Here is a 20,485-nt window from a genome sequence, read left to right as displayed (position 1 = left end):
AGTTTATATAGTAGGAATAATGGAAGAAAAATGTTGACACATGTTAATAATTGGTGAATAATTTGAGGTGAAAGTATAAAATTTGGATTTTTTGTATGAAGGGTGGTTATGACTTGGGACATACACCTACGATTTTGGCGAAGTTAGAGGATTATTTAGGGGAAAATAATTTGACGCTGGCACAATTTGCCGAACATTCAGGTGTTCATCAAAGAACACTTAATAATTGGATTGCCAAGCATCGTCCTGTTGCGATACATCAGCTAGATCGAATCACTTGGGCTATGGGACTACCAGAGGGTTTTTTTTACGAACTATACATAGATAACTACATCATTGAGCGCTCCCCGGATTGGAGGCGAATTGAGCCGTTGTTGTTTCGCTGTGCGGAACTGGACAAGTTGGATGCTATCCAGCTTGTAGTGGGACATATTATGGACAATCTTCTATATTCCCCAAAGTTATTTGATGCAGCAGAAAAATTATTCGCACAAGGTCAGCACAATGCTGCATTGTTGCTCTACGAAGGGATTGCGGAAGGCGAGAAGTACCAGCATTCTGAACGTTTGGCTATCTGTCAGTATCGTCTGTTTACCATTCAGGTGGGTAACAATCAGATCCGAAATCTCAAGGCGGCTACACGATTTGAACCCTTTGTCGAACGTCTGAATGAAATAGATCAACTCGATGCGTTAAAAGATTTGGCGAATGTGTATCGTTCTCTGCGTGAATGGGACAAGCTCGATGCAACTGCTCGAAAAATGAGAGCCAAAGCGGAGATCCAATATTCTTTGAAACATCAACAGAAAAAGCGAGAGTGGGAGGAGTCTGAACAGAGGCTGAGTCGCCCGATGTTTGTGTACATTACCTATGCTGATTTACTGTGTGCGAGTGTCTGTGAAGCCCAAGGCGATTATCAGCAAGCATTACAATTTACAAATGCCTACGCAGATTTAGATTGGGTGATCGAGACAGACCAGAAAACTCAACACTGGGTCAACTTGTTCAAGCATTGGGCAGAAGGTAATACTTATGTAAATAAACTCCTATCTGGAGATACGAATGTGCTTCCTCATTATGTTGAATATATTGCATCCACATCAATCACTACCGAGAATGAAAAGCTATCCAAGTTGCTGAACGTTATGATAGCTGCTAACCGATATGCAATAGATATTAATGATGTCCTTTCACGTTTTGAAGTGGAGATTAATTCTTTTGCTCTGCTATCACAATCTACTGATATGTACACCCAACAAGTGATGCCGGATTATTTTGCATGGTTTGGTTACGAACTGGCTTATTACTATTTAAGACGGGGAATGTACAATGATGGCTTTAAACACTTAATATATGCATTGGTAAAAGCCCATATACTAAATAATGAGACTTATTTCATAAACTGTACAGGACTTTTTGCACATTTCCAAGCACATGCGCTTCCCGAAACAAGGGAAGAGTATTTCAAACTATTAGAAAAGGTGTGGTTAGACAATGTTGAAAAAAATGATTCTGCTGGTCATCGCAGCTAGCTTCTTGTTTATTTTAGCAATGCCTGTTCAGTCGCATAACCAAAATCAAAGAATAACGCCTCACGTACAAATTGGAGGTGCTTAAACGACTAGAAACAAAGACAATTCTCACCGACTAGTTCAAGTTTGGGGAGTTCAGCGACTATTAGAGAGCCAACAAAATAAGGTTAATCTCTAGGTCAGAATTGGCATGTATGCTCTGTATTCATTGGATCTTTTTATGAAAAGGGCCTCTGTTCCACTTAATTAGTGGAAACGGAGGCTCTTTTAACGTGGATTTAGGGGCATCTTTGTTTATGCAAACTTTTGGGATGTTCTTTTTTTGTTAGGCGCATCATTCGAAAATCCAAAAAACGTCTTTTTGTCATAAAATATGACATATAGGAGGGATCATGCTGATGAACCAAGGTGTGACTTTACTTTGTGTCGAACGAGCTAGGAAGAAACTGTACCAGGTCCAGAAAAAGTATGGATTTTTAACACATCCCAAAGTAATAGAACAATCTAAAAAGCTGGATGATCTGTTGAATCATTATCAAACATGTAGATCGGATCATTGAGAAATGATACCATATTTTCCTTTAATTCCTTGACCGCACCTCTAACCTGTTCTGACTGTGTCACGGCTGAAATCACCGCCACACCATCTGCACCTGCACGTGCGACTTCCTCAACACGGTCCACTGTAATACCTCCGATCCCAACAATCGGCACATCAATTCCCGCTTTACGCATCTCATATAAAATTGCCGGTCCCTGTACGGCATGGGCATCATCTTTCGAGATGGTGGGATAGATGGGTCCGACGCCGAGATAATCAGCACCTTGCAGGATGGCTCGACGTGCTTCCTCAATGGTATGGGCAGAGACGCCTAAAATTCGATTTCCGATTCGCTCGCGGACGGATTCGGCGGATTCATCGTCTTGACCGATGTGAACACCGTCGGCGTCGATTTCAAGAGCTAGCTCCACATCGTCATTGATGATGAAGGGGACACCAGCGTGACGGCACAGTTCCTGTAGCTGGCACGCAAGTTCGAACATAGGAACGCCCGTTAATGCGCCAAGACCCTTTTCCCGGAACTGGACCATGGTTGCGCCGCCAGCCAGAGCCTCTTGCACGACCCAGCCTGGTTCCGCGAGGCAATTCACGCTTCCAAGCACCAGGTACATCTGTAGCTGGCGGCGCACCACCTCTGACAACATTCTGCCGTTCATAGCAGCATCTCCTGACGACGGCGGAAGGCCCAATGATTGGTGGGTCCATGTCCTTGTCCAAGCTGCAAAGGTTCCTCAATCGCTGCCTGGATGAAGGCTTTGCCATTCGAGATAGCCTCCGGTACAGACATCCCTTTCCCTAATTCCGCGGTAATCGCTGCTGAGAAGGTGCATCCTGTTCCGTGTGTATGAACAGTCCGTACTCGCTTGCCGCTCAGCTCTGTAAAGGCGGTTCCGTCAAAGAGTAGGTCCACAATCTGTTCGCTGCTCTCGCTCTCGTCAGCGTGGCCACCCTTGATCACAACGAATTTTGATCCCATACTGCTAATATGTCTCGCAGCCTCGCGGCGATCCTCCATCGTATGGATACTGATCCCTGTCAGGGCTTCCGCCTCCGGGATATTCGGTGTAACGACCAGGGCCAAGGGGAGCAGGTCGTCCTTCAAAGCCTGCACCGCTTCCAGTTGCAGCAGTTCAGCGCCTCCCTTGGCAATCATCACGGGATCGACGACGACCTTTTTCCAGCCGAACTTTCGAATCTGCTTGCTCACAAGACGGATGATGCCCGCATGAAACAGCATGCCAGTCTTCAGGGCATCCACTCCAAGGTCTAATCCTACAACTTCGATCTGTTCCGCTGTTGCTTCCTGTGGTAGCGGATATACGCCGTGGACCCCTAAAGTATTCTGTACAGTAACGGCCGTAATAGCCGACATGCCGTACACGCCAAGCTCCTGAAAGGTTTTGAGATCGGCTTGAATCCCGGCCCCGCCGCCACTGTCCGAACCGGCAATCGTCAGTGCTCTGGGTACACGAACGTCTGTCATCGCGCACCACCTGCTGTGGTTGTTCCGGCTTCACGGACAGTGACATGCCCCTCTAGCGAACCTGTATGTAGTTTGGCGAGTTCGTCGAGAAAGGCAATCTGGAAGCTGCCGGGCCCCAGTTCTGCGGTACGTGCTGCGGCTCGGGAAGCTGCTGCACCGTAAAATGCCAAGCCTGCTGTACCTGCGAGCAGCAGGCTGGGTTCAACAGCTGCAAAGGCACCTAACACAGAGGTCAGCAGGCAGCCTGCTCCGGTTACCTTCGTGAGCAGCGCGTCTCCACCGCTTATCATTCGTGCTTCGGCCCCATCGGTGATGACGTCCTCTTTTCCAGTAATGACAACCATTGTATTGAGCGTTTGAGCAGCCCGAATTGCCAGATCGACATTTCCGCTGTCAGCACTGTCACCAGCATCTACGCCTTTAATCTCACGCGCTTCTCCAACAAGATGCGCGACTTCGGCTGCATTGCCCCGCACCAATGAGATTTTGACTTCTCTCAGGATTCGCAGTGCCGATTCGGTTCTAAAGCTCGTTGCTCCCGCACCGACCGGATCTAGCAGGACCGGAACACCGTGTGCATTCGCCGATTGTCCAGCAATGATCATGGCATCCACCAGTTCGCGGTTCAGCGTACCGATGTTTAACACGACGGCTCCCGCTATTTTTGCCATGTCTGCTACTTCCTCGGGTGCATAGGCCATCACCGGGGAGGCGCCCAATGCATACAGGCCGTTGGCCGTAAAGTTAGTGACTACCACATTGGTCATATTGTGAACGAGAGGTTTGCTGTTTTGTACCTTCGTCAGGAGATCCGAATAACTTTTTTCCCATGTACTCATAATGATTATCCTCTCTATAGTTGGTGGTTCAACAGGGCATTAACCGTACTTCACGCATCGAATCGCCAGGCTGACTATTCCAAGACCGCTGCCTGCATCTGGACCGGCCATTCTTCCTGGTTATAAGCCATGTCCCAGAACTTATATTCCAGCTGGCAGCTCAGTATAAAATGCTCAATCATCCGCTCTCGCTCAGCAGCCGTTGCGCCTTCTGCCCAAGCATCTACACGTTCTCGGAACTTGAGTGTTGTATCATCAAGCTGGTCTCCATAGAAGCCCATCCATTCATAGAACGGATGAGACTCATCCGGCTTTACTTCATCCAGCAGCCTGCGACCAATCTCGGCATACGTCCACATACATGGCAGCAGCACAGCCAAGATCTCGCCCAGGCTGCCCTCATGCGCAACCGTCAGCATGTGACGGATATAGTGATGGGCCGACGGAGCGAGCGGATATCCCTGCAACTCTTCATAGCTCACCCCTGCGACAGCACAGAAATTTTGATGCGGATGAACCTCGCTGTGGAGAATAAAAGAGATTTGTTCATTAAATACAGCCATGTCCTCCCGATTCGTGCATTTGGAGATTGCGATGCCGTATATCCGCATGTAGGCGTTCAAATATTCAAAGTCCTGTTTTACATAGTGAATCAGCTGTCCCCTTGTCAAACTTCCTTCAGCAATACCTCTCACAAAGGGATGCTCAAAAATCGCTTGAAAAATGCCGTCCGCCTGCCGACGGAGTTCTTGTGTAAAACTCAATTTCCCCACCTCCATTAAATTGAAGAGCAAGAAGTCCTGTAAGAATATAATTCCGGAACAACGCTAAAAAGCCGCCCCGGAAAAATGGAGCGGCTTCAACAATAGGCCCAATACGCAAAAAACGCTTGAAACCTTATATACGAAGGCTCCACTTTCCTACGCTAGTACGAACTAGATCAGGTTCAAAGGGTCCAAGATACGCTCTTGTCTCAGCCATAGTGGCTCCCCTAGTGGACTTCTATTCTTTTGACTATTACTGTACATTCGTTCATATGCTATGTCAAACATAGTGTACAAAATATTAAATTTCCTCTAGTTAGGTGTTTTGGGCTTAGTGAGGGTGATGAATTACACTTTCCACTGCTTTGACCTTGGCATATTTCGGTTTCCACATTGCATCTTGTATAGCTTGTTCCACATCTGAAATGTGCGCCTGCGCTACCTGATCCTGAATCGCGGCTTTTGCAACCGCAATCGCAACAGCGTACGAAACTTCGCGTAATTTTCGGATATGAGGGAGTAGCGCACCGCCAGGCGTATTCGAATCTACACCATTGGCAACAGCAACTGCTGCCGCTGTAAACATCGCAGGGGTAATCCTTTTGGCTTTAACCACAATCGCACCCAGACCCAGTCCCGGAAAAACAAAGGCATTGTTCGCCTGTCCAATCTCAAAATTTGTATCGTTATAGGTAACGGGCTCAAAAGGACTTCCGGTTGCGATCAGTGCTCTGCCATCTGTCCACCGGATCAAATCCTCGGGTACTGCTTCTGCAAGGTTTGTAGGATTGGACATGGGCATAATGATCGGGCGTTCTACATGCTTTGCCATCTCCTTGATGATCTCTTCAGAAAAGGCACCTGCTACACCGGAAGTTCCAATCAATATCGTAGGCTTCACCTGACGGATGACCTCCAGTAGCGGTATTTTGCCGTCACCCGACCGGGTCCATGAGCTGACTTCATCCTTTTTGCGCACATACGGTTTCTGATACTCCAATACGTCTTCCATATCTTCCGTTAACAGCCCGCGATAATCAAAGGCCCAAAAGGACTTGAATGAATCATCTACGGAAAGGCCATCCTCGATCATAGCGCCCCGAATTTGATCAGCGTTACCGATCCCTGCAGCCCCTGGGCCGAAAACAAGTATTTTTTGTTCACGCAACGGAGTCTTGGTGACACCCACCGCCGAAAGAATCGCAGCCAGGGTCACTGCTCCTGTACCTTGTATATCATCGTTGAAGGTGAGTATGCTTTGACCGTATTTTTCTATAATATGGCGCGCATTAACGCTACCCACATCTTCCCAATGTAAAAGCGCCTTCGGGAATTGCGCTAACGTTTTGCTGATAAAAGTATCAATAAACTGGTTATAGACTTCTCCGCGAACTCGTTTATGGCGGTTTCCGATGTACAGTGGATCATTCAGCAGCTTTTCATTATTCGTGCCTACATCCAGTACAATTGGCAGCACCCGCCCAGGATGAATGCCTGCCGCAGCCGTATATACTGCAAGCTTGCCAATAGCAATGTTAATCCCCCCGACGCCCCAGTCACCAATCCCCAAAATACTTTCGGAATCTGTCACGACAATCAGATCCACATCATGGCCGCTCAAACCAGAATTATGGAATGCTTGTCCAATACCGTTCGGGTTATCTATCGACAAATATACGCCTCCAGGGCGGTTGTACTCGTGACTATATTCTTGAATCGCGGTTCCTACGGTCGGCGTGTAGACTACGGGCAGCATTTCACTCAAATGATCGGTTAGCAGCCGGTAGTAGAGTACGACATTTCGGTTGTGAAGGTCGTTGAGAGAAGCATTTTTACGCAGCATGGTGGGTTGTGCGAGAAACTGCTGATATGCCCGTACGCTCTGTTTCTCCAATGAAAGGACGGTTGGAGGAAGGATTCCTTCCAAACCCAGCTCTTTGCGTTCTTCTTCTGTAAAAGCGACACCTTTGTTCAAAAGAGGATTTGCCAACACATCCTTTCCCCGTAATGGAGTAGATAATGACCCATCGCGATTGACATAAAATGCTTCCATAGAAAGACCTTCCTTCTCTTCATTTACATATGGTAAGGATTTCACAAAATTCGATTTCAGTCGCTCCGAAGTGCAAGATATAGACGAACTAAACCATTTCGATCTATATCTTGTTCATTGAAAGTCGCTTATCGGATTTTTGCAAAATCCTCAAGATGACATGTTGTCCATAGTATGGACGTGCGAATCTGTTTTATTCTTCTATTTATCTATGACAAAATAACCATATATTTTTCCTTCTGTTGATCTAAAAGAACTAATTTTCGATATAGATGCGCTAACTTATTCTGATGGTTTTGGTTCTAATGAATCAGGCCTAAACACTCTGTTTTTATCAAATATGAAAATCAGTTTTTCTTCTCTTATATCCTTATATATCATGGAGTGTCAGCTATTTTGTTAAGGAAATATGAAGTATTTGGACATTAATTTAACTCCTATAAGCAAACATTCTTAATTCTTTTTCAACAAAATAGAACTATTCGGAGGAAAAGGAGAGGTTTGTGTGCAGGGACCTATAGCCATTTTTAGCGATAACGACAGGGCTATTGATTATCCCAATGTGATTTGTTTTTACCAATATATACAGTGCGAGGACACGGAGGCAGCTTCAGTCTACGAGAACGCATGTTGTTGCCTGATTGATTATAGGGAGCCGGGGCAGGCGGTGCGGAAAGCCAATCAGATCCGTAGCCAATTTCCGCAAATGCCATTGTTACTGGTGACGGATGTAACAATTCCGTTCAGTGATCAGCATATGGTGCAAATCACCGGAGTAGGCCGTTTGCGCCTGCTATTTTGGCAAGCCAATGACACCGAAGAAATGCTTTCGGAAATACAAAGCTTGCTCTATCCCGAGTATTCGACCAAAAGCCAACATATTGCATTTATCTTGTCTGTATATAACGAAGAGCAACGTTTTGTTCATGTCAAAACCTTTGCTGAACGACTGCAAGCCTTTATCCGCAGCCATATTATTGAAGGTTCGATTTATCTCATTGATGATGGCAGTCACGATGGTACCAATGCCTTGATTAAAGCGCTGGAGGCAGCAACGGACTTGTCCGTAAACAGGATTAATCAGAATCTTAGCCCGTTGCTTCAAACAAGGGAATTGGGACGCAATACACGTAAGGCAGGGACGTATCTGGAAGGGATGCGGACCATAGGTGCGGATTACTACGTATTTGTGGATGCGGACGACTCCTTTTTTATTGAGGATATTGCCAGAATGATTAATGTTGTTCAGCAGGGCTATTATGATGTCGTGATCGGAACCAAGGATATGACCGCCGAGAATCGATCTTTATTGCGATCTGTTGTCAGCTTTGGTAAGCGGGTCATTTCCCGTCCTTTTTTACCAACAGGTGTGGTAGATTCGCAGACTGGGCTTAAAGTGATGAGTTCGGTTGCAGTGAAACGGATGTTTCCGCATTTAAAGGAACAGCTCGGACTGGCGCTGGATCTAGAAATGATGTTTATTGCCAAGCGACTCCAGCTTCGTGTGCTGCAATTACCCGTCAAATGTATTGACCGCGATGGATCGCACATTCATGTCTGGAAGGATTCTATTCGTTTTTTACGCTCCATCATTGATATTTGGCGACTGGATCGGCGGGTGAGATAACAACGTGAACAACCGATTGCGATCGTTGATGTTCCCTCTCTTTAATGTGCTGCTTAACGGATTTAATTTTTTCTTCCACATTGCAGCGAGTTGGTATCTTACCGGACAAGCTTATGGCCAGGCGAATGCGCTGCTGGCACTTTTTGCACTTTTATCCGTTTTGGGTTTATCCATCCAGCTATTAACCGCCAAACTGGTCTCTAAGGGAGACCAAAAGCTTGCGCTACGAAGCTTACCGCTCGGTTCTTTATTACTCAAAGCACCTCTGGTGCTAACCGTGCTTGCCATGGTCATTTTACTCATCTTTCATCCGTTACTGCGTTCGCTATTAGGTGTCGAATCCGGTCCGCTGTTCATGCTGTATGGCTTGATTGGACTGCATATTCTTGTGAGTTCGTGCCGCGGAGATTTACAGGGCAGGGAACGCATGTTGGCGCTCAATGTGAACTATTACATTGAGGTATTAGGGAAGCTGAGCCTGTTTTTTGTTCTGGCTGCACTGGGGTTAAAGCTGGAAGCCCTACTGTTAGCAAGCTGTGGAGGAATGTTGCTGTCGCTGCTCCACGGCTGGATCGTTTCGGCTCGTGGCTTGTCCTTATTCACATACAGTGGAGAACATATCCCTTCTGGGCTATGGAAATCATTGGGTCAGGATTTCACCGATAGCCTTATGACGAATTTATTCATTTTGTTTTGTATCTCCATCGACATGTTGTATGTACAGCATTACTTTCCTGAGCAGGCCAGCAGCTATGCCATTGCGCTGAAGTACAGCCAGTTGGTCTATTACGTTTCGTATAGCCTAATTGCTGCTTTTATTCCAAAGATCGGTGCGCAGGGGCATGACCGCCAAGCTTTGGGCAAGTTGATTGCCGTCTATGCCGGTTTAATGGCTGTAGCTGCGATCTGTGTATATGTGGGCACGACCTTTGTGTTCCCATCCTCTATTCCCATATTATTCGGAGCCTCTTACCAATCGGCCGAGGCCTATATTCCATGGGGAGGATGGGTGTACTGGCTATTTTCCATCGTGCTGTTTTTTGTGCATGTGCACGTATTGGTGGGCAGACGAAAATTTATGTTCAGTCTGATGGCAGGAGCCGCGGCTTTATTAGTAGCCTTTCATATTGCCCACACAGATCCGGTAGATTTTTTGCTATCTGAGTTCATAGTTTACGGGGCTATGGCTCTCTACTTTGTGATAGACGCCTATGTGCATTTGTTCAAAATAAAGATAAAGGGGGATTTACCCCATGAATACCATACATGAACAGGACGGTAAAACCGTAGTTCTATTGCTTTCCTGGCGTGACATTCGTTCACCTAAAAGCGGGGGGGCAGAAATTTTTACCCATGAAATGCTTAAACGCTCACAGCAAGGACGTTTCCAGTTCATTCATTTTTCACCCCAATTTGAGGGGATGCCTGAGCATGAAATTATTGACGGTATTACGTATATTCGAAAAGGGAACATATACAGTGTTATTTATTATGCGATGCGCTATTACCGTCGTCATCGAGGGAAGATCGACTATGTGATTAACCAGGCGAATACGCATCAATTCTTTACCCGATTTTGGGTGGAGGCATCCAAACGGATTTTTTTCATACATCAGCTAACAAGGGAAATATGGTTTGAGAACGCCAAATTCCCACTAAATGTTATTGGGTTTCATATGGAGCCCTTGATGCTTAAGCTGGCTCGTAAGGATCGGACGCTTACGGTATCTCCGTCTACTCGATATGATCTACTTAAGCTGGGCTTTCACCCGAATCGTGTCCATCTTTTACCGGAAGGCATTGAGTTTGATCATTGGCCGCGCGAACAATTTTTAACGAAGGAGCCTAATCCGACCTTTATGTATGCTGGGCGCTTCGTCAAATATAAAGGTATTGATCTGGTCGTTGAGGCCTTTGGGCAGCTCAAGGAAAAGTTCCCTCAGGCTATGTTATGGATTGCCGGAAAAACCGATAAAACCTATGTGGCAGAACAATTAGTGCCGATTATGAAACAGTATGGTTTGACATACGGAGAACCGGATGAACAGGGGCAATCGCAAGCCGATATTACCTTTTACGGATTTGTTTCAGCAGAGCATAAGCTGGAGCTGATGAGTCGTGCCCACGCGCTCGTATTTCCTTCCTTACGTGAAGGCTGGGGTTTGACGATTACCGAAGCGGCAGCCGTTGGAACCCCTAGCATTGTCAGCAATTCACCGGGTCTGGTGGATGCAACGGATTTTGGGAAGAGCGGGTATCTATGCTTTCACGGCGACATCCGAGGATTATCTGAACAAATGGAAAGAGCAGCAAAGGGCGGCGAAGATTACATGGCCATCCGTGAGCGGGCGTATCAATATGCGTTAAGATTCCATTTTGATCATACGGCTGCTGCGTTTGAGCAGTTGATGGAAGATTGGGTAGAGGAGGCGGAACAGAGTGGACAAAGTGGTCATTCTCTTCTCCACGTACAACAATGAACGGACGATAGAGCCTTGTTTGCGAAGCTGTATGGGGCAAAATTACAAGGATCTGCATATTGTAATTGCTGATGATGGCTCCAATGACCGGACCGTTGAGACGATTCGTATGCTGTCGGTAGGGAGTTCAGTACCCGTAACGGTATTGGAGCTTCCCCATGGGGAGCGGGGAGTCGCTAGGGTCAGGGCGGTTGAGGAAGCGAAACGCTTGGGTGCCGAATACATATTTGTATTGGATTCCGATATGATTTTAGCCGAACATCTGATTCAGCAGAGCATTGACTTTTTTGACGATCATCAGGATATTGGCGCCTTGGTCGTTCCGGAGGAGGCGTATTCGGAAGCAAACAATTTTTTTTCCAAAGTAAAGGTTTTTGAGCGAAATGTGATTAACAATGCGGGTGAAACCTTGGGAAAACGCTCCATTGAAGCCGCACGTTTCTGGCGAATGAGCGCTTACGAATCGACGGGTGGGTTTAATGCGGAGCAGATTGCTTTTGAAGAAATACAGCCAACCTTGCGTTATATAGAGTCTGGTGGAGTCATTCGCCGGGCGGTATTTACACGGGTATATCATGATGAAAAACAGGTGTATCTGCACGATGTATTACGTAAAAAAGCCTACTACTTTTCGGTGATGGATCGTACGATGTCATCTGAAGAGGGCGGATTGCGAAAAGCGCTGGAACGTTGGTACTTCTTCCGTCCGGTGCTGTATACATGGGGGAATTTGAAAAACTATATCCGTCACCCCTTGCTGACGATGGGGATGTTGTGGATGTATGTATGCCTGACTGTGATTGGGGTAGCCGCCGTGTTAAAGGGCGGCACCCGTCACTCAGGCGATCTCGCTAAGGCGGATAAGGCGTAAGGATGAATGGCCGAGGGTCAGTGTATCCAGCGTGTATAAGTCGGGATCGGAAGATTCCGACTCCTCATACGGTATATATAATGAATGCGTGGTTAACTGAATACCTTCCCCGTCAGGATGACGTAGTGAGCAGCCGACAGGATACAGCTCAGCGAGTGCAATGTGTACAGCGGTTACGATATCTTGTTCATTCAGCAGCACATAGGGTCGGTACGGTGCATTCAAAATGCTGTCTATAAAAACTGACAGGTTGGAAGCTACGTTCTGGTCTGCATGTAGGCTGTTTCGGTTGAGTTTGGCCTGATCAAGCGCCTCATACAGTATTTTTTTTAGCGTATCATCATCCAGCTCCAGCGGTTTCGTCAAAAAACGGAACACACCGACTTGGTTAATCGCCGATAAAATGGACTGCGTATGCAGGTGACCAGACAAAATAATTCGTACGATATGTGGATAATCCTTCTTAATCATGCGAAGGAAGGTAATCCCATCCAGACCAGGCATGAGCAGATCGGAAACTACCACATCAATCGGGTGCTGTTCCAGCACTTGTAAGGCTTCTTTGGGCGTGTGAGCGGTATGTAAGGTGAATGCTTCTTGCGTCAAGGTCCGTTCAAGCAGGGACAGAACCATAGGGCTGTCGTCAACAAATAGAATGTTTTGGGGTGTCATAAGAACTGCGCAACTCCAATCAGGAAGTAAGAAATGAGGAACTACATGTATAATATCAGCGTTTTGGCATTTTTGAAAGATGTCAATACAGAACGGGCGTTGCGTCTTTTTTGTGAACGATTTGATTCGGCTGAACATGCCCTCTGGGAAAAAGGTATGCGTCTCCTTCATCAGTATCATGCTGCACGGCATACAGGAGTGACCCTGGCTGTCTCCAGCGCACTTCAGCATATGGACGATCGTCATGATATTTACGTTGTTGATCTGCGAGAATACGGCGAGGAAGAGCTGGATCGCTTATATATCGCAAAAACATGCGAGTTGATCCTACTGACGGACGGGGCAACGGAAACCGCTGCGAGGTTTGCTGCACTCCAGCGCCGTACTCCCCGGTTGCTGTGCGCACGGCTACCGCTGGTCAGCTACGAGCTGGAATGCCTGATGCAGGCTATTTTGAGCCGTCTTGAACAGAATGGAGGGGACAGGGGAGCATGAAGCAATGGGCTTTGTTGAAACCAGGTTGGCAAAAGCTGATCCTGTACCTGATCGTTCTGGGTGTGACATTGTTCTTGGCCGCTGTGCTTCAATGGTTTGTTGTGCGGCAATTCAGTGGTCACTTGGCGGAGATTCAGAACGAGCAGCTCCAGTATGAGGTACAGGAACTTTCCAGCAGCATAACCGAGCGTTATGCCGCATGGCAGACTGAACTGAAGGAGCTGTCGTCCAGTCTGGGCAGAGATATGCTGAATCAGGGAACACGCCAGTATCCTGAAGGGTTTAAGCGTGAAAGCGGCGGGGCCTTTTATGTGCTGGATGAGCAGTATCGTGTGATGGTCGGACGAGACAATCGTGAGATGAAAAGTGCGGTCCAGCAGATTAAATGGCTGCAAAATGGTTGTGCAGTAAGCTCTTTTGTGACAGAGGATCATCAGCCTGCCCAGTATATAGCATGCAGGATTCAAGGAGCGCAGATGGGCGGTTTTATGGTGCGCACGGTTGACGCTGATATGCTCAGCGGGATTATTAAAAGTAAACCAGTTAACCAGCATGAGACTTTATTTTATAACGGTCAATTTAAGGTCGTAGCTTCCCGAAGTACTCCGGATATTAACCGAACGGACATCACGGGCGTAACCCGTAGGCTGCTGGAGGGCAATACAGGTGTCATTGAAGATGACGGTGAGAAACACGGAATAGGATTCAGCCGCATTGGGGAAGAGGCCCTTTACATATCGGTTAAGGATGTCAGCGAGGATACAGCACAGCGAATCAGCTCCTTTCGCAAACAATTGTGGATGGTCATGGTTCTGATATTGTTCATTCTGTGGGCCATGCTCGTACAGTTCCGCAAAAGGATTGTAAAGGATGCCATCGTGAACAATCAGGTGCGTGACCAACGGCGCGATGAAGATATGCGACAGCAGCAGGACACCTATTATTTGCCGTTAATGCAGACGATTGAGCAGCAGCTACAAGAGCTGCAAGAGCAGACTAGCCGTCTCACAGGCGGTGATGATTTGAAGCTGCTGGGATTTTATCATGATCTAGCAAACCGTTTTGAAGCGGCTTCCAGTCAGGGAAAAGGAGCCTCTCATGAGGAACTGGAGTATTTTCGCGAGTTGAATGAAAATTTCATCCAGGGTCGTCTCAGACAGGAATCCTCACTGGGAGAGTTACTGACGGGAGTCCGTAGCTTGCGCGATGAGCTGGAAGAGAAGATGCATGATAATAGTGGAATTAGCTTTACAGATATGAATGAAGTATTGTCTGAGTCGCTGAAATGGGCGAACCGTTCATTGAACATGAAGAACATTCAAGTGATCTTGCGGCAAGAGCCTGTTCCATCGATTGCAGCACAAGCACCCATGCTGTACAAAACGATTCAGGGACTGCTGGAAAATGCAGTTCAGGCCATGGGCCAAGATGGAGAGCAGCCTGAGAATCAGGAAAAGGGCCGAACAGGTCTGCGGTCCAAGCGGCAATCTCAAGTGCTTAAGGTTAGTTCACGGCTGGAAGAAGGAGAAATTATTATTAACATTGAAGACACGGGTGGCGGGATTGATGATAAAATGCGTTGGAGCTATTTCCAGCCAGACTATTCACAAAACTCCCAGGAGCATGCATTCAGCCTGTATCATATGGATGCATACCTGAAGACCATAGGCGGTCGTTTAAAGCTGCGTAATACCGATCAGGGCTTGCAGGCAATCGTTCGTTTGAGGAGATAGGCCCAAGATAACCGACAGATATACGAGAAGTTCAAGAGAGGGGGACAAGCATGAAAAAATGGATATTTCGCTACCGCTACGATATGGCGGCAATGATGTTGATGCTGATTGCGATTGTTGCATATCTTGCACCCATCTATGGACCAGGGCAAATTGTGTTTAGCGACATTGCTTTTGGAGCCACCTCTCATCGGTATCTGGAGGAAATAACCGGAGTATGGAACGAGCGATGGTCTACCTCGACCTTGTTCAATGCTCCACGTATCCTGTACATCTTGCCCTTCTATGGACTGTCACTCTTATTTGACGAAAGCGGCCCGGTCTTGCTCAAGTCGTTTATTACAGGCTTATTATTTGTTTCGGCATTTTCGATGTATGCCTTTGCCAAGCGACTGGTCAGCGTGTATTATTCACCAAGCTTTACGAAGACCCGTATTTTTGCCATCATGGTCGGCTCGTTGTTTTATGCGCTGAATCCGTGGGTTATTTTCCGCATTCAGCATATTTATTTGCTCTGTGGATATAGCTTGTTTCCGTTAATGCTGCGATTCTTTTTCAGTGCGGTGGACCCCAAGTTTCAAATTCAACAAATTAAAAACTATCATCCCCACAAGTTGTATCAGCGAAACTGGATCGACCTGTTCCTGTTGGCTGCGGTATTCACCGTTAGTGCTGCGGCAATTCATTATTTTTTCTTCGGCATGATTTATTTGGGATTGTTCACCATGTTGCTATTAATCAAGTTGACCTGGACCCACCGTAAGGCCGGTCGCACCTATTTGCAGCCGTTATACGGCAATTTTTTGCGTAAAGGGATCATTTTTGGCGTGTTTTTCGGTCTGCTCAGTTTTTATTGGTTGTCTCTATATGTCGGTAGCATGTTGATGGACGCTCAAGCGTCTCAGCATAATATTAACGTCGTGGATACGTTGTCTCTGTTCAGCCGCAACAGCAGTTTATATAATGTGGGTTATTTACTGAGCTATTGGTGGCCCATGTTTTCCTTGTCCTCACTGCCTGTCATGTTTTATGTAGGAGGGGGATTTTTGTTGCTATTGATCGGGTATGCGATGGTGACACGTTCACATAAAAATCCGATCATTCTGATCTTCTCGCTACTTACGTTGCTGTTTCTGGTTGCAGCTACCGGGACGACGTTCCCATCCATTGCCAAGTGGTTTGTCATTTTGGTTACGAAAACCCCTGTGATTGGTTCGGTTTTCCGTGATCCTAACAAATTTATTGGACTGATTGCCCTTAATTTCGGGGTGTTGCTGACCTTTGGTGTTATTCAATTTATGGAATGGTTCGGATCATCCCCGTTGCAGCGTGTATATAAAAAGCTGGCGGTAGTTATTGTCGTTTTGTGCCTGGGGATATATTTTGCTCCCTTGCGTACTCAGTTCATTGAGGGGTACTACAAGCCGGTACAAGTGCCGGAGGCTTATGGTCAAATGGCTGAAAAGCTGACTGACCCGGATCGTTTCGATAGCAAGGCATTATACTTTCCGATTGCTGACAATATGATTCAGAGCTATAACGGAGTAGCCACGCCCAAATGGAATAAAGGGAAGACCGCAAACGAAAAGGCAACCGGAGATTTTCAGGTATACTCTTCTCCTAAAAATACGATCTTTCATCATGAGGGGAATGATCCCGGCATTACATACTATATGAATTTTCTGCAGTATGTCATGGACAACGGATTAAGCTCCCGATTAGGCTGGCTGTTCTCTACCTTTGGGGTCAATCAGTTGGTCTACCATGATGAATATGTGGGGCAGGAGAAGCGGCAGGATTTCCACCTGTCTCAGCTGGAAGGTCAGACCGGGCTGAAACGTACGTACCAGAACGGGCTATTTTCCATATTCAATCTCGATCAGACACCGCCCTATATGAACATCCTTGCGAGTAAAATTGTAACACCTTACGGTTTTAGCCGACTGGAGAGCTACAGTCATCTGCCTGGTTTTGATTTTAGCCGCTTTGGGGTGCTGTTCAGTGCGTTAAAGCCTGAGCTAAAAACCATCCAGATGATTAACAAAGGGGATTATGTGGAAGCGGCGTCCTTTAATGACTTGTTATTGTCACAGCTTCCAGCAGAGGATTACTTACGGCCTTTTGATGCCATTGAGGATGGTAATGCCTTTTTAAAATGGTCCAAAACCTTTGCCTCGACTAACGATTGGTTATGGTATTTATCCTCCCAAAATATACGGAACTTTCCGTTCGATATGGAAATGGATGCAGGGATTGCGGTCACCTTTGCCAGTAAGAAGCTGGATGTGGCCCCGTATCAGATGAGCAGCATCGATGGGAAGACGGTCGTGGACTTTGATTCCATGTTGCGGACCGAAACCTTCTTCAAGCCGGATAATCCGCAGTTGTTCAGTGTGCAGGCTAATCCCCGTGAGGAATTGAATGATGTGCCAACTCTGCACGGCGAAATTATGAAGGGAGACCCGAGTAATATATGGCAGGTCGCTAGATCGGGTTTGCTGGAAGCCAAGGAAAATAATCCGTATCAGTTCCAAATTACTGTTTCCGGTCGCGGGACGAACAAAATGCATGTGAAAATGAGATTTTACGATAAGCAAATGCGTGAACTGGGGGTTAGCTATGTCGTGGCGCCTTCGGAGGGATATAATTTTGACAGTGTGAAATTTTACGGGGAATACGTGTCGCCGCCCGGCAGCTATTGGATGCGAATGGATTTGTTAACCCTACAGCGTCCACAGCAAAAAAATTACTGGTGGATTCATGATATCCAGCTGCGTGATTTGGGGCAATATAGCAAGCCTAACACGTTTACGATGCACAAAAAACTGGATCAACCTCAAACCTCGCATGTATATGCTAGAGTGTTTATGAATAAGGCAGGCGGAAAATTACAAGTCACACTGCCGGACAAAGTGGTTAGTATCAAGACTCAGGATGATGGTTTAAACCAATTTCAATGGGTGGATCTGGGAGAACATGTTTTTCCAAAAGGAGATACTCCAGTCACGGTTAATAACCTGCAAGGCTTTAATGCGATCAATCAATTTGCGATTGTCCCTGTGGATCAGCTAGATCAGCTATCTTTTCCAGTGGAGCAGGCATTGAAGCGGGGCAAGCTTTTTTTCACCTTGGAGGCAGAGAGCGATTTTAACGCACAAGGGAATGTACAGACGGAACGTGCTTTACCAAGACTTAGTATGGGGCGGGGGATCAGCTATCAGAAGGGGACGTTAAGCAGGGATGTGGAAGTCGCCAAAACGGGAACCTATGCCACAGCTATTTTGGCTAATCTCCCCGCTGGGTACCAGGGGTCATTAACGATGAAGTGGACGAATGAAGAGACGGGAAAGGTGCTGACCAGAACGATTCGTACGAAGGAGTCGTATAAGCGGCTACCCGCGACCTCTTTATCCGAAAAGCAGGTTATTGAAACGGTGCCCGATCAGGATGGTTTTGCCAAGAAAATCATACAAATTCCCGGTCTGCTGAATGACTACGGCCGAGTCGAATTTAAAAATCTGTTCCTAACCAAGGGGAAGTATCGCTTAACCCTTGTGCTGGATAGTCAGGTGCCGTCATTGAGCCGTTTTGGAGATATTCATCGAATGGCTGCGCAGGAAGTGACGATGATGCCGGGGGAGGATACGAAGGAATCATTGAGCACGACGGATGTCGGATGTGTGGCGGATATTCGACCTGGGCAGACGAATCTGTCAATCAAGGACGAAGGACTCTCTATCCGTTACGCACCTAGCTATTCCTGTGACTGGAATATTTATGCGTCCAAGAAAATGAAGGCAGAGCCGCTGCAAGAGTATGCCGTTCAGTTGGATGCGCGATCAGAACAAATTGGAAGTCGGCATATGAAGGTCATTTTTTTGAATAAAGCGTCCCAGGTTCTCCAAACCTCCTATATTGATGAGGTGGAGGAGAGAGATAAGGAACAATGGAATCATTATGATCAAATTGTGAAGGCTCCGGCAGGAACTGCCTTGATGCAGTTTCAGATTTTGGCGCATGCGCACAAGAAGCAGTCAGGCTTATTTCAAATGAAGCAATATTCCATCATCCCTTATCAAGCCATGATTACAGTGGATCAGTTTACGTTGTTTGAGGGATCGGATATGGATACCTTTTTTATGGCTCCACATGCATCGGAGAGCATTCAGGCAACTCGTGAAAATTCCATGGAACGCAGTTTTACGCTATATAATCCAACGCATGAACAGGTGCTGATCCGGGAGACCGAATCACCCAATCCACTGTGGGAGTTCAGGCTAGGTAGCGAAAATCAGCGAGCCCGTCTGTCCGTCAATGGAGTGACTACCGGATTCATTACCAATGGTAACGGGAACGGGAAAGTCGTCGTTATTCTGGCTTCCGCCTACCGTTTCGGCTGGGTACTGTTCCTCATAGGGATACTGGGTGGAGCAGCTTGTTTTCTTCCTTATCGGCGATGGAAGAAGCGAAATCTTCCATAAAAAGCAAGCTGCTCAGTGGGGAAATGGGTAGCCATGATACGGCTACATCTCATATTTGTAGCCTCTGCCCCAGACGGTACGGATATGCTGAGGATTTTTAGGGTCACGTTCTATTTTTTTGCGAAGGCTGGAAATATGTACGTCGATGGTACGATCCAGATAAGCGCCATCTCCACCTTTGATCCGATCCATCAGCTCGCTGCGGGTAAAGACTTTACCTGGATTGCAGGACATCTCTTTTATAATGGAAAATTCAATTTGAGTGACTTCTATTTCTTGGTCATCGACTAACAGGCTATGACGGTAATCATTCACCCAAACCCTTACCTTTTTAAGCTTTTGAGTTACCGTTTGCGATTCAATGGGCATGTTGGGGCCGCAGCGGCGCAGCAGGGCTTTGATGCGGGCATTTAACTCTATCAGGCTGAATGGTTTGCATAAGAAGTCATCTGCTCCGTCGTCCAGAGCCTTTATTCTTATATTCAGCAGGGTGTTATTAGAGATGACCAGCATAGGGACCGTAGTAAATTGACGGATTTGGCTGATCAGCGCACATTCGACTTTACCGGAAAACATTAGAGCGGTCACAATAATATCGGGCTTAAAACGCATAAGTGTAGGAATTGCAAGTTTAGAGTCATAAATAAGCTCGGTATGATAGCCTTCCTCCTGAAGATGAAGAGCAATCATATCTGCCAAACTTTTTTGATCTTCAATGATGAGTATTTTTATGGGCATGACTGACATCTCCTGTACGGATAAAGATACAATTACATTGCATAAGTATGTATTTTCCACGATAATACATACTTATGTATTCGGCAGAAATGCGAAAATCGAACAGTCCTATAATGAAAGAAAAATATTAATTTAGAGGAAGAAGGTTGCATCTT

At 46.5% G+C, this 20,485-nt stretch carries 16 protein-coding genes and 1 riboswitch; of the genes, 9 read left to right on the top strand and 7 right to left on the bottom strand.

What is annotated here, in order from left to right:
* Positions 1–113: 113 nt before the first annotated feature.
* Together JOE49_RS25670 and JOE49_RS25665 are read left to right on the top strand one after the other, a co-directional pair.
* Positions 114–1,532: a helix-turn-helix domain-containing protein gene (locus JOE49_RS25670; protein ID WP_209943447.1), complete on the top strand. Its 1,419-nt coding sequence runs from the start codon at positions 114–116 to the stop codon at positions 1,530–1,532.
* A gap of 392 nt (positions 1,533–1,924) precedes the next feature.
* On the top strand, positions 1,925–2,092 hold the full coding sequence (locus JOE49_RS25665) for an aspartyl-phosphate phosphatase Spo0E family protein (protein ID WP_071558335.1): 168 nt from the start codon (positions 1,925–1,927) through the stop codon (positions 2,090–2,092).
* On the opposite strand, the gene thiE is transcribed toward JOE49_RS25665, so the two are convergent.
* From thiE to JOE49_RS25640, 5 genes are all read right to left on the bottom strand, one after another.
* Positions 2,037–2,750 (bottom strand): thiamine phosphate synthase, encoded by a 714-nt coding sequence (gene thiE, locus JOE49_RS25660; RefSeq protein WP_160789828.1) that lies wholly within the window; start codon positions 2,748–2,750, stop codon positions 2,037–2,039. The two genes, JOE49_RS25665 and thiE, sit on opposite strands and share 56 nt — an antisense overlap.
* Complete coding sequence (gene thiD / locus JOE49_RS25655) at positions 2,747–3,577, bottom strand: bifunctional hydroxymethylpyrimidine kinase/phosphomethylpyrimidine kinase (RefSeq protein ID WP_209943445.1); 831 nt, start codon at positions 3,575–3,577, stop codon at positions 2,747–2,749. The genes thiE and thiD overlap by 4 nt, the downstream gene beginning before the upstream one ends.
* Positions 3,574–4,416 (bottom strand): hydroxyethylthiazole kinase, encoded by an 843-nt coding sequence (gene thiM, locus JOE49_RS25650; protein ID WP_179086212.1) that lies wholly within the window; start codon positions 4,414–4,416, stop codon positions 3,574–3,576. The genes thiD and thiM overlap by 4 nt, the downstream gene beginning before the upstream one ends.
* A 74-nt stretch (positions 4,417–4,490) precedes the next feature.
* The gene (gene tenA / locus JOE49_RS25645; protein ID WP_053325989.1) at positions 4,491–5,180 is read right to left on the bottom strand and encodes a thiaminase II; all 690 of its coding nucleotides are present in this window, start codon (positions 5,178–5,180) and stop codon (positions 4,491–4,493) included.
* 136 nt (positions 5,181–5,316) lie between these two features.
* Positions 5,317–5,419, bottom strand: a riboswitch (TPP riboswitch).
* Positions 5,420–5,511: 92 nt separating this feature from the next.
* Positions 5,512–7,233 (bottom strand): NAD-dependent malic enzyme, encoded by a 1,722-nt coding sequence (locus JOE49_RS25640; RefSeq protein ID WP_160790250.1) that lies wholly within the window; start codon positions 7,231–7,233, stop codon positions 5,512–5,514.
* A gap of 505 nt (positions 7,234–7,738) precedes the next feature.
* Here JOE49_RS25640 and JOE49_RS25635 point away from each other — a divergent pair.
* Genes JOE49_RS25635 through JOE49_RS25620 form a run of 4 tightly spaced genes read left to right on the top strand, consistent with a single transcriptional unit; the run spans position 7,739 to position 12,211 of the window.
* Positions 7,739–8,860, top strand: coding sequence for a glycosyltransferase (locus JOE49_RS25635; RefSeq protein WP_028541542.1), 1,122 nt, complete (start codon positions 7,739–7,741; stop codon positions 8,858–8,860).
* 4 nt (positions 8,861–8,864) lie between these two features.
* Entirely contained in the window at positions 8,865–10,130 is a 1,266-nt protein-coding gene (locus JOE49_RS25630; RefSeq protein WP_076160808.1) for a polysaccharide biosynthesis protein, read from the top strand.
* On the top strand, positions 10,114–11,340 hold the full coding sequence (locus JOE49_RS25625) for a glycosyltransferase family 4 protein (RefSeq protein WP_028541544.1): 1,227 nt from the start codon (positions 10,114–10,116) through the stop codon (positions 11,338–11,340). Before JOE49_RS25630 ends, JOE49_RS25625 begins: the two co-directional genes overlap by 17 nt.
* On the top strand, positions 11,300–12,211 hold the full coding sequence (locus tag JOE49_RS25620; protein WP_160789922.1) for a glycosyltransferase: 912 nt from the start codon (positions 11,300–11,302) through the stop codon (positions 12,209–12,211). The genes JOE49_RS25625 and JOE49_RS25620 overlap by 41 nt, the downstream gene beginning before the upstream one ends.
* Here the strand turns inward: JOE49_RS25620 and JOE49_RS25615 are convergent.
* Positions 12,179–12,883 carry a response regulator gene (locus JOE49_RS25615; protein ID WP_023990009.1) on the bottom strand — a complete coding sequence of 235 codons (705 nt, stop codon included), beginning with the start codon at positions 12,881–12,883 and terminating at the stop codon, positions 12,179–12,181. The genes JOE49_RS25620 and JOE49_RS25615 overlap by 33 nt on opposite strands.
* Positions 12,884–12,928: 45 nt before the next feature.
* On the opposite strand from JOE49_RS25615, the gene JOE49_RS25610 reads away from it, so the two are divergent.
* From JOE49_RS25610 to JOE49_RS25600, 3 genes are read left to right on the top strand one after another with little or no spacing between them, the layout of a single operon-like run.
* On the top strand, positions 12,929–13,378 hold the full coding sequence (locus JOE49_RS25610) for a hypothetical protein (RefSeq protein ID WP_028541546.1): 450 nt from the start codon (positions 12,929–12,931) through the stop codon (positions 13,376–13,378).
* Positions 13,375–15,111, top strand: a complete 1,737-nt coding sequence (locus tag JOE49_RS25605; protein ID WP_209943443.1) for an ATP-binding protein — start codon at positions 13,375–13,377, stop codon at positions 15,109–15,111. The genes JOE49_RS25610 and JOE49_RS25605 overlap by 4 nt, the downstream gene beginning before the upstream one ends.
* 50 nt (positions 15,112–15,161) lie before the next feature.
* Positions 15,162–19,592: a polysaccharide biosynthesis protein gene (locus JOE49_RS25600; RefSeq protein WP_209943441.1), complete on the top strand. Its 4,431-nt coding sequence runs from the start codon at positions 15,162–15,164 to the stop codon at positions 19,590–19,592.
* A gap of 42 nt (positions 19,593–19,634) precedes the next feature.
* On the opposite strand, the gene JOE49_RS25595 is transcribed toward JOE49_RS25600, so the two are convergent.
* Complete coding sequence (locus JOE49_RS25595) at positions 19,635–20,330, bottom strand: response regulator transcription factor (protein ID WP_023990005.1); 696 nt, start codon at positions 20,328–20,330, stop codon at positions 19,635–19,637.
* Positions 20,331–20,485 lie beyond the last annotated feature (155 nt).

This window comes from Paenibacillus sp. PvR133 (assembly GCF_017833155.1).
Taxonomy (GTDB): Bacteria; Bacillota; Bacilli; order Paenibacillales; family Paenibacillaceae; genus Paenibacillus; species Paenibacillus polymyxa_B.
The sequence above is the reverse complement of the archived record's forward strand: the minus strand, read 5'-3'. Positions and strand labels throughout refer to the sequence as shown.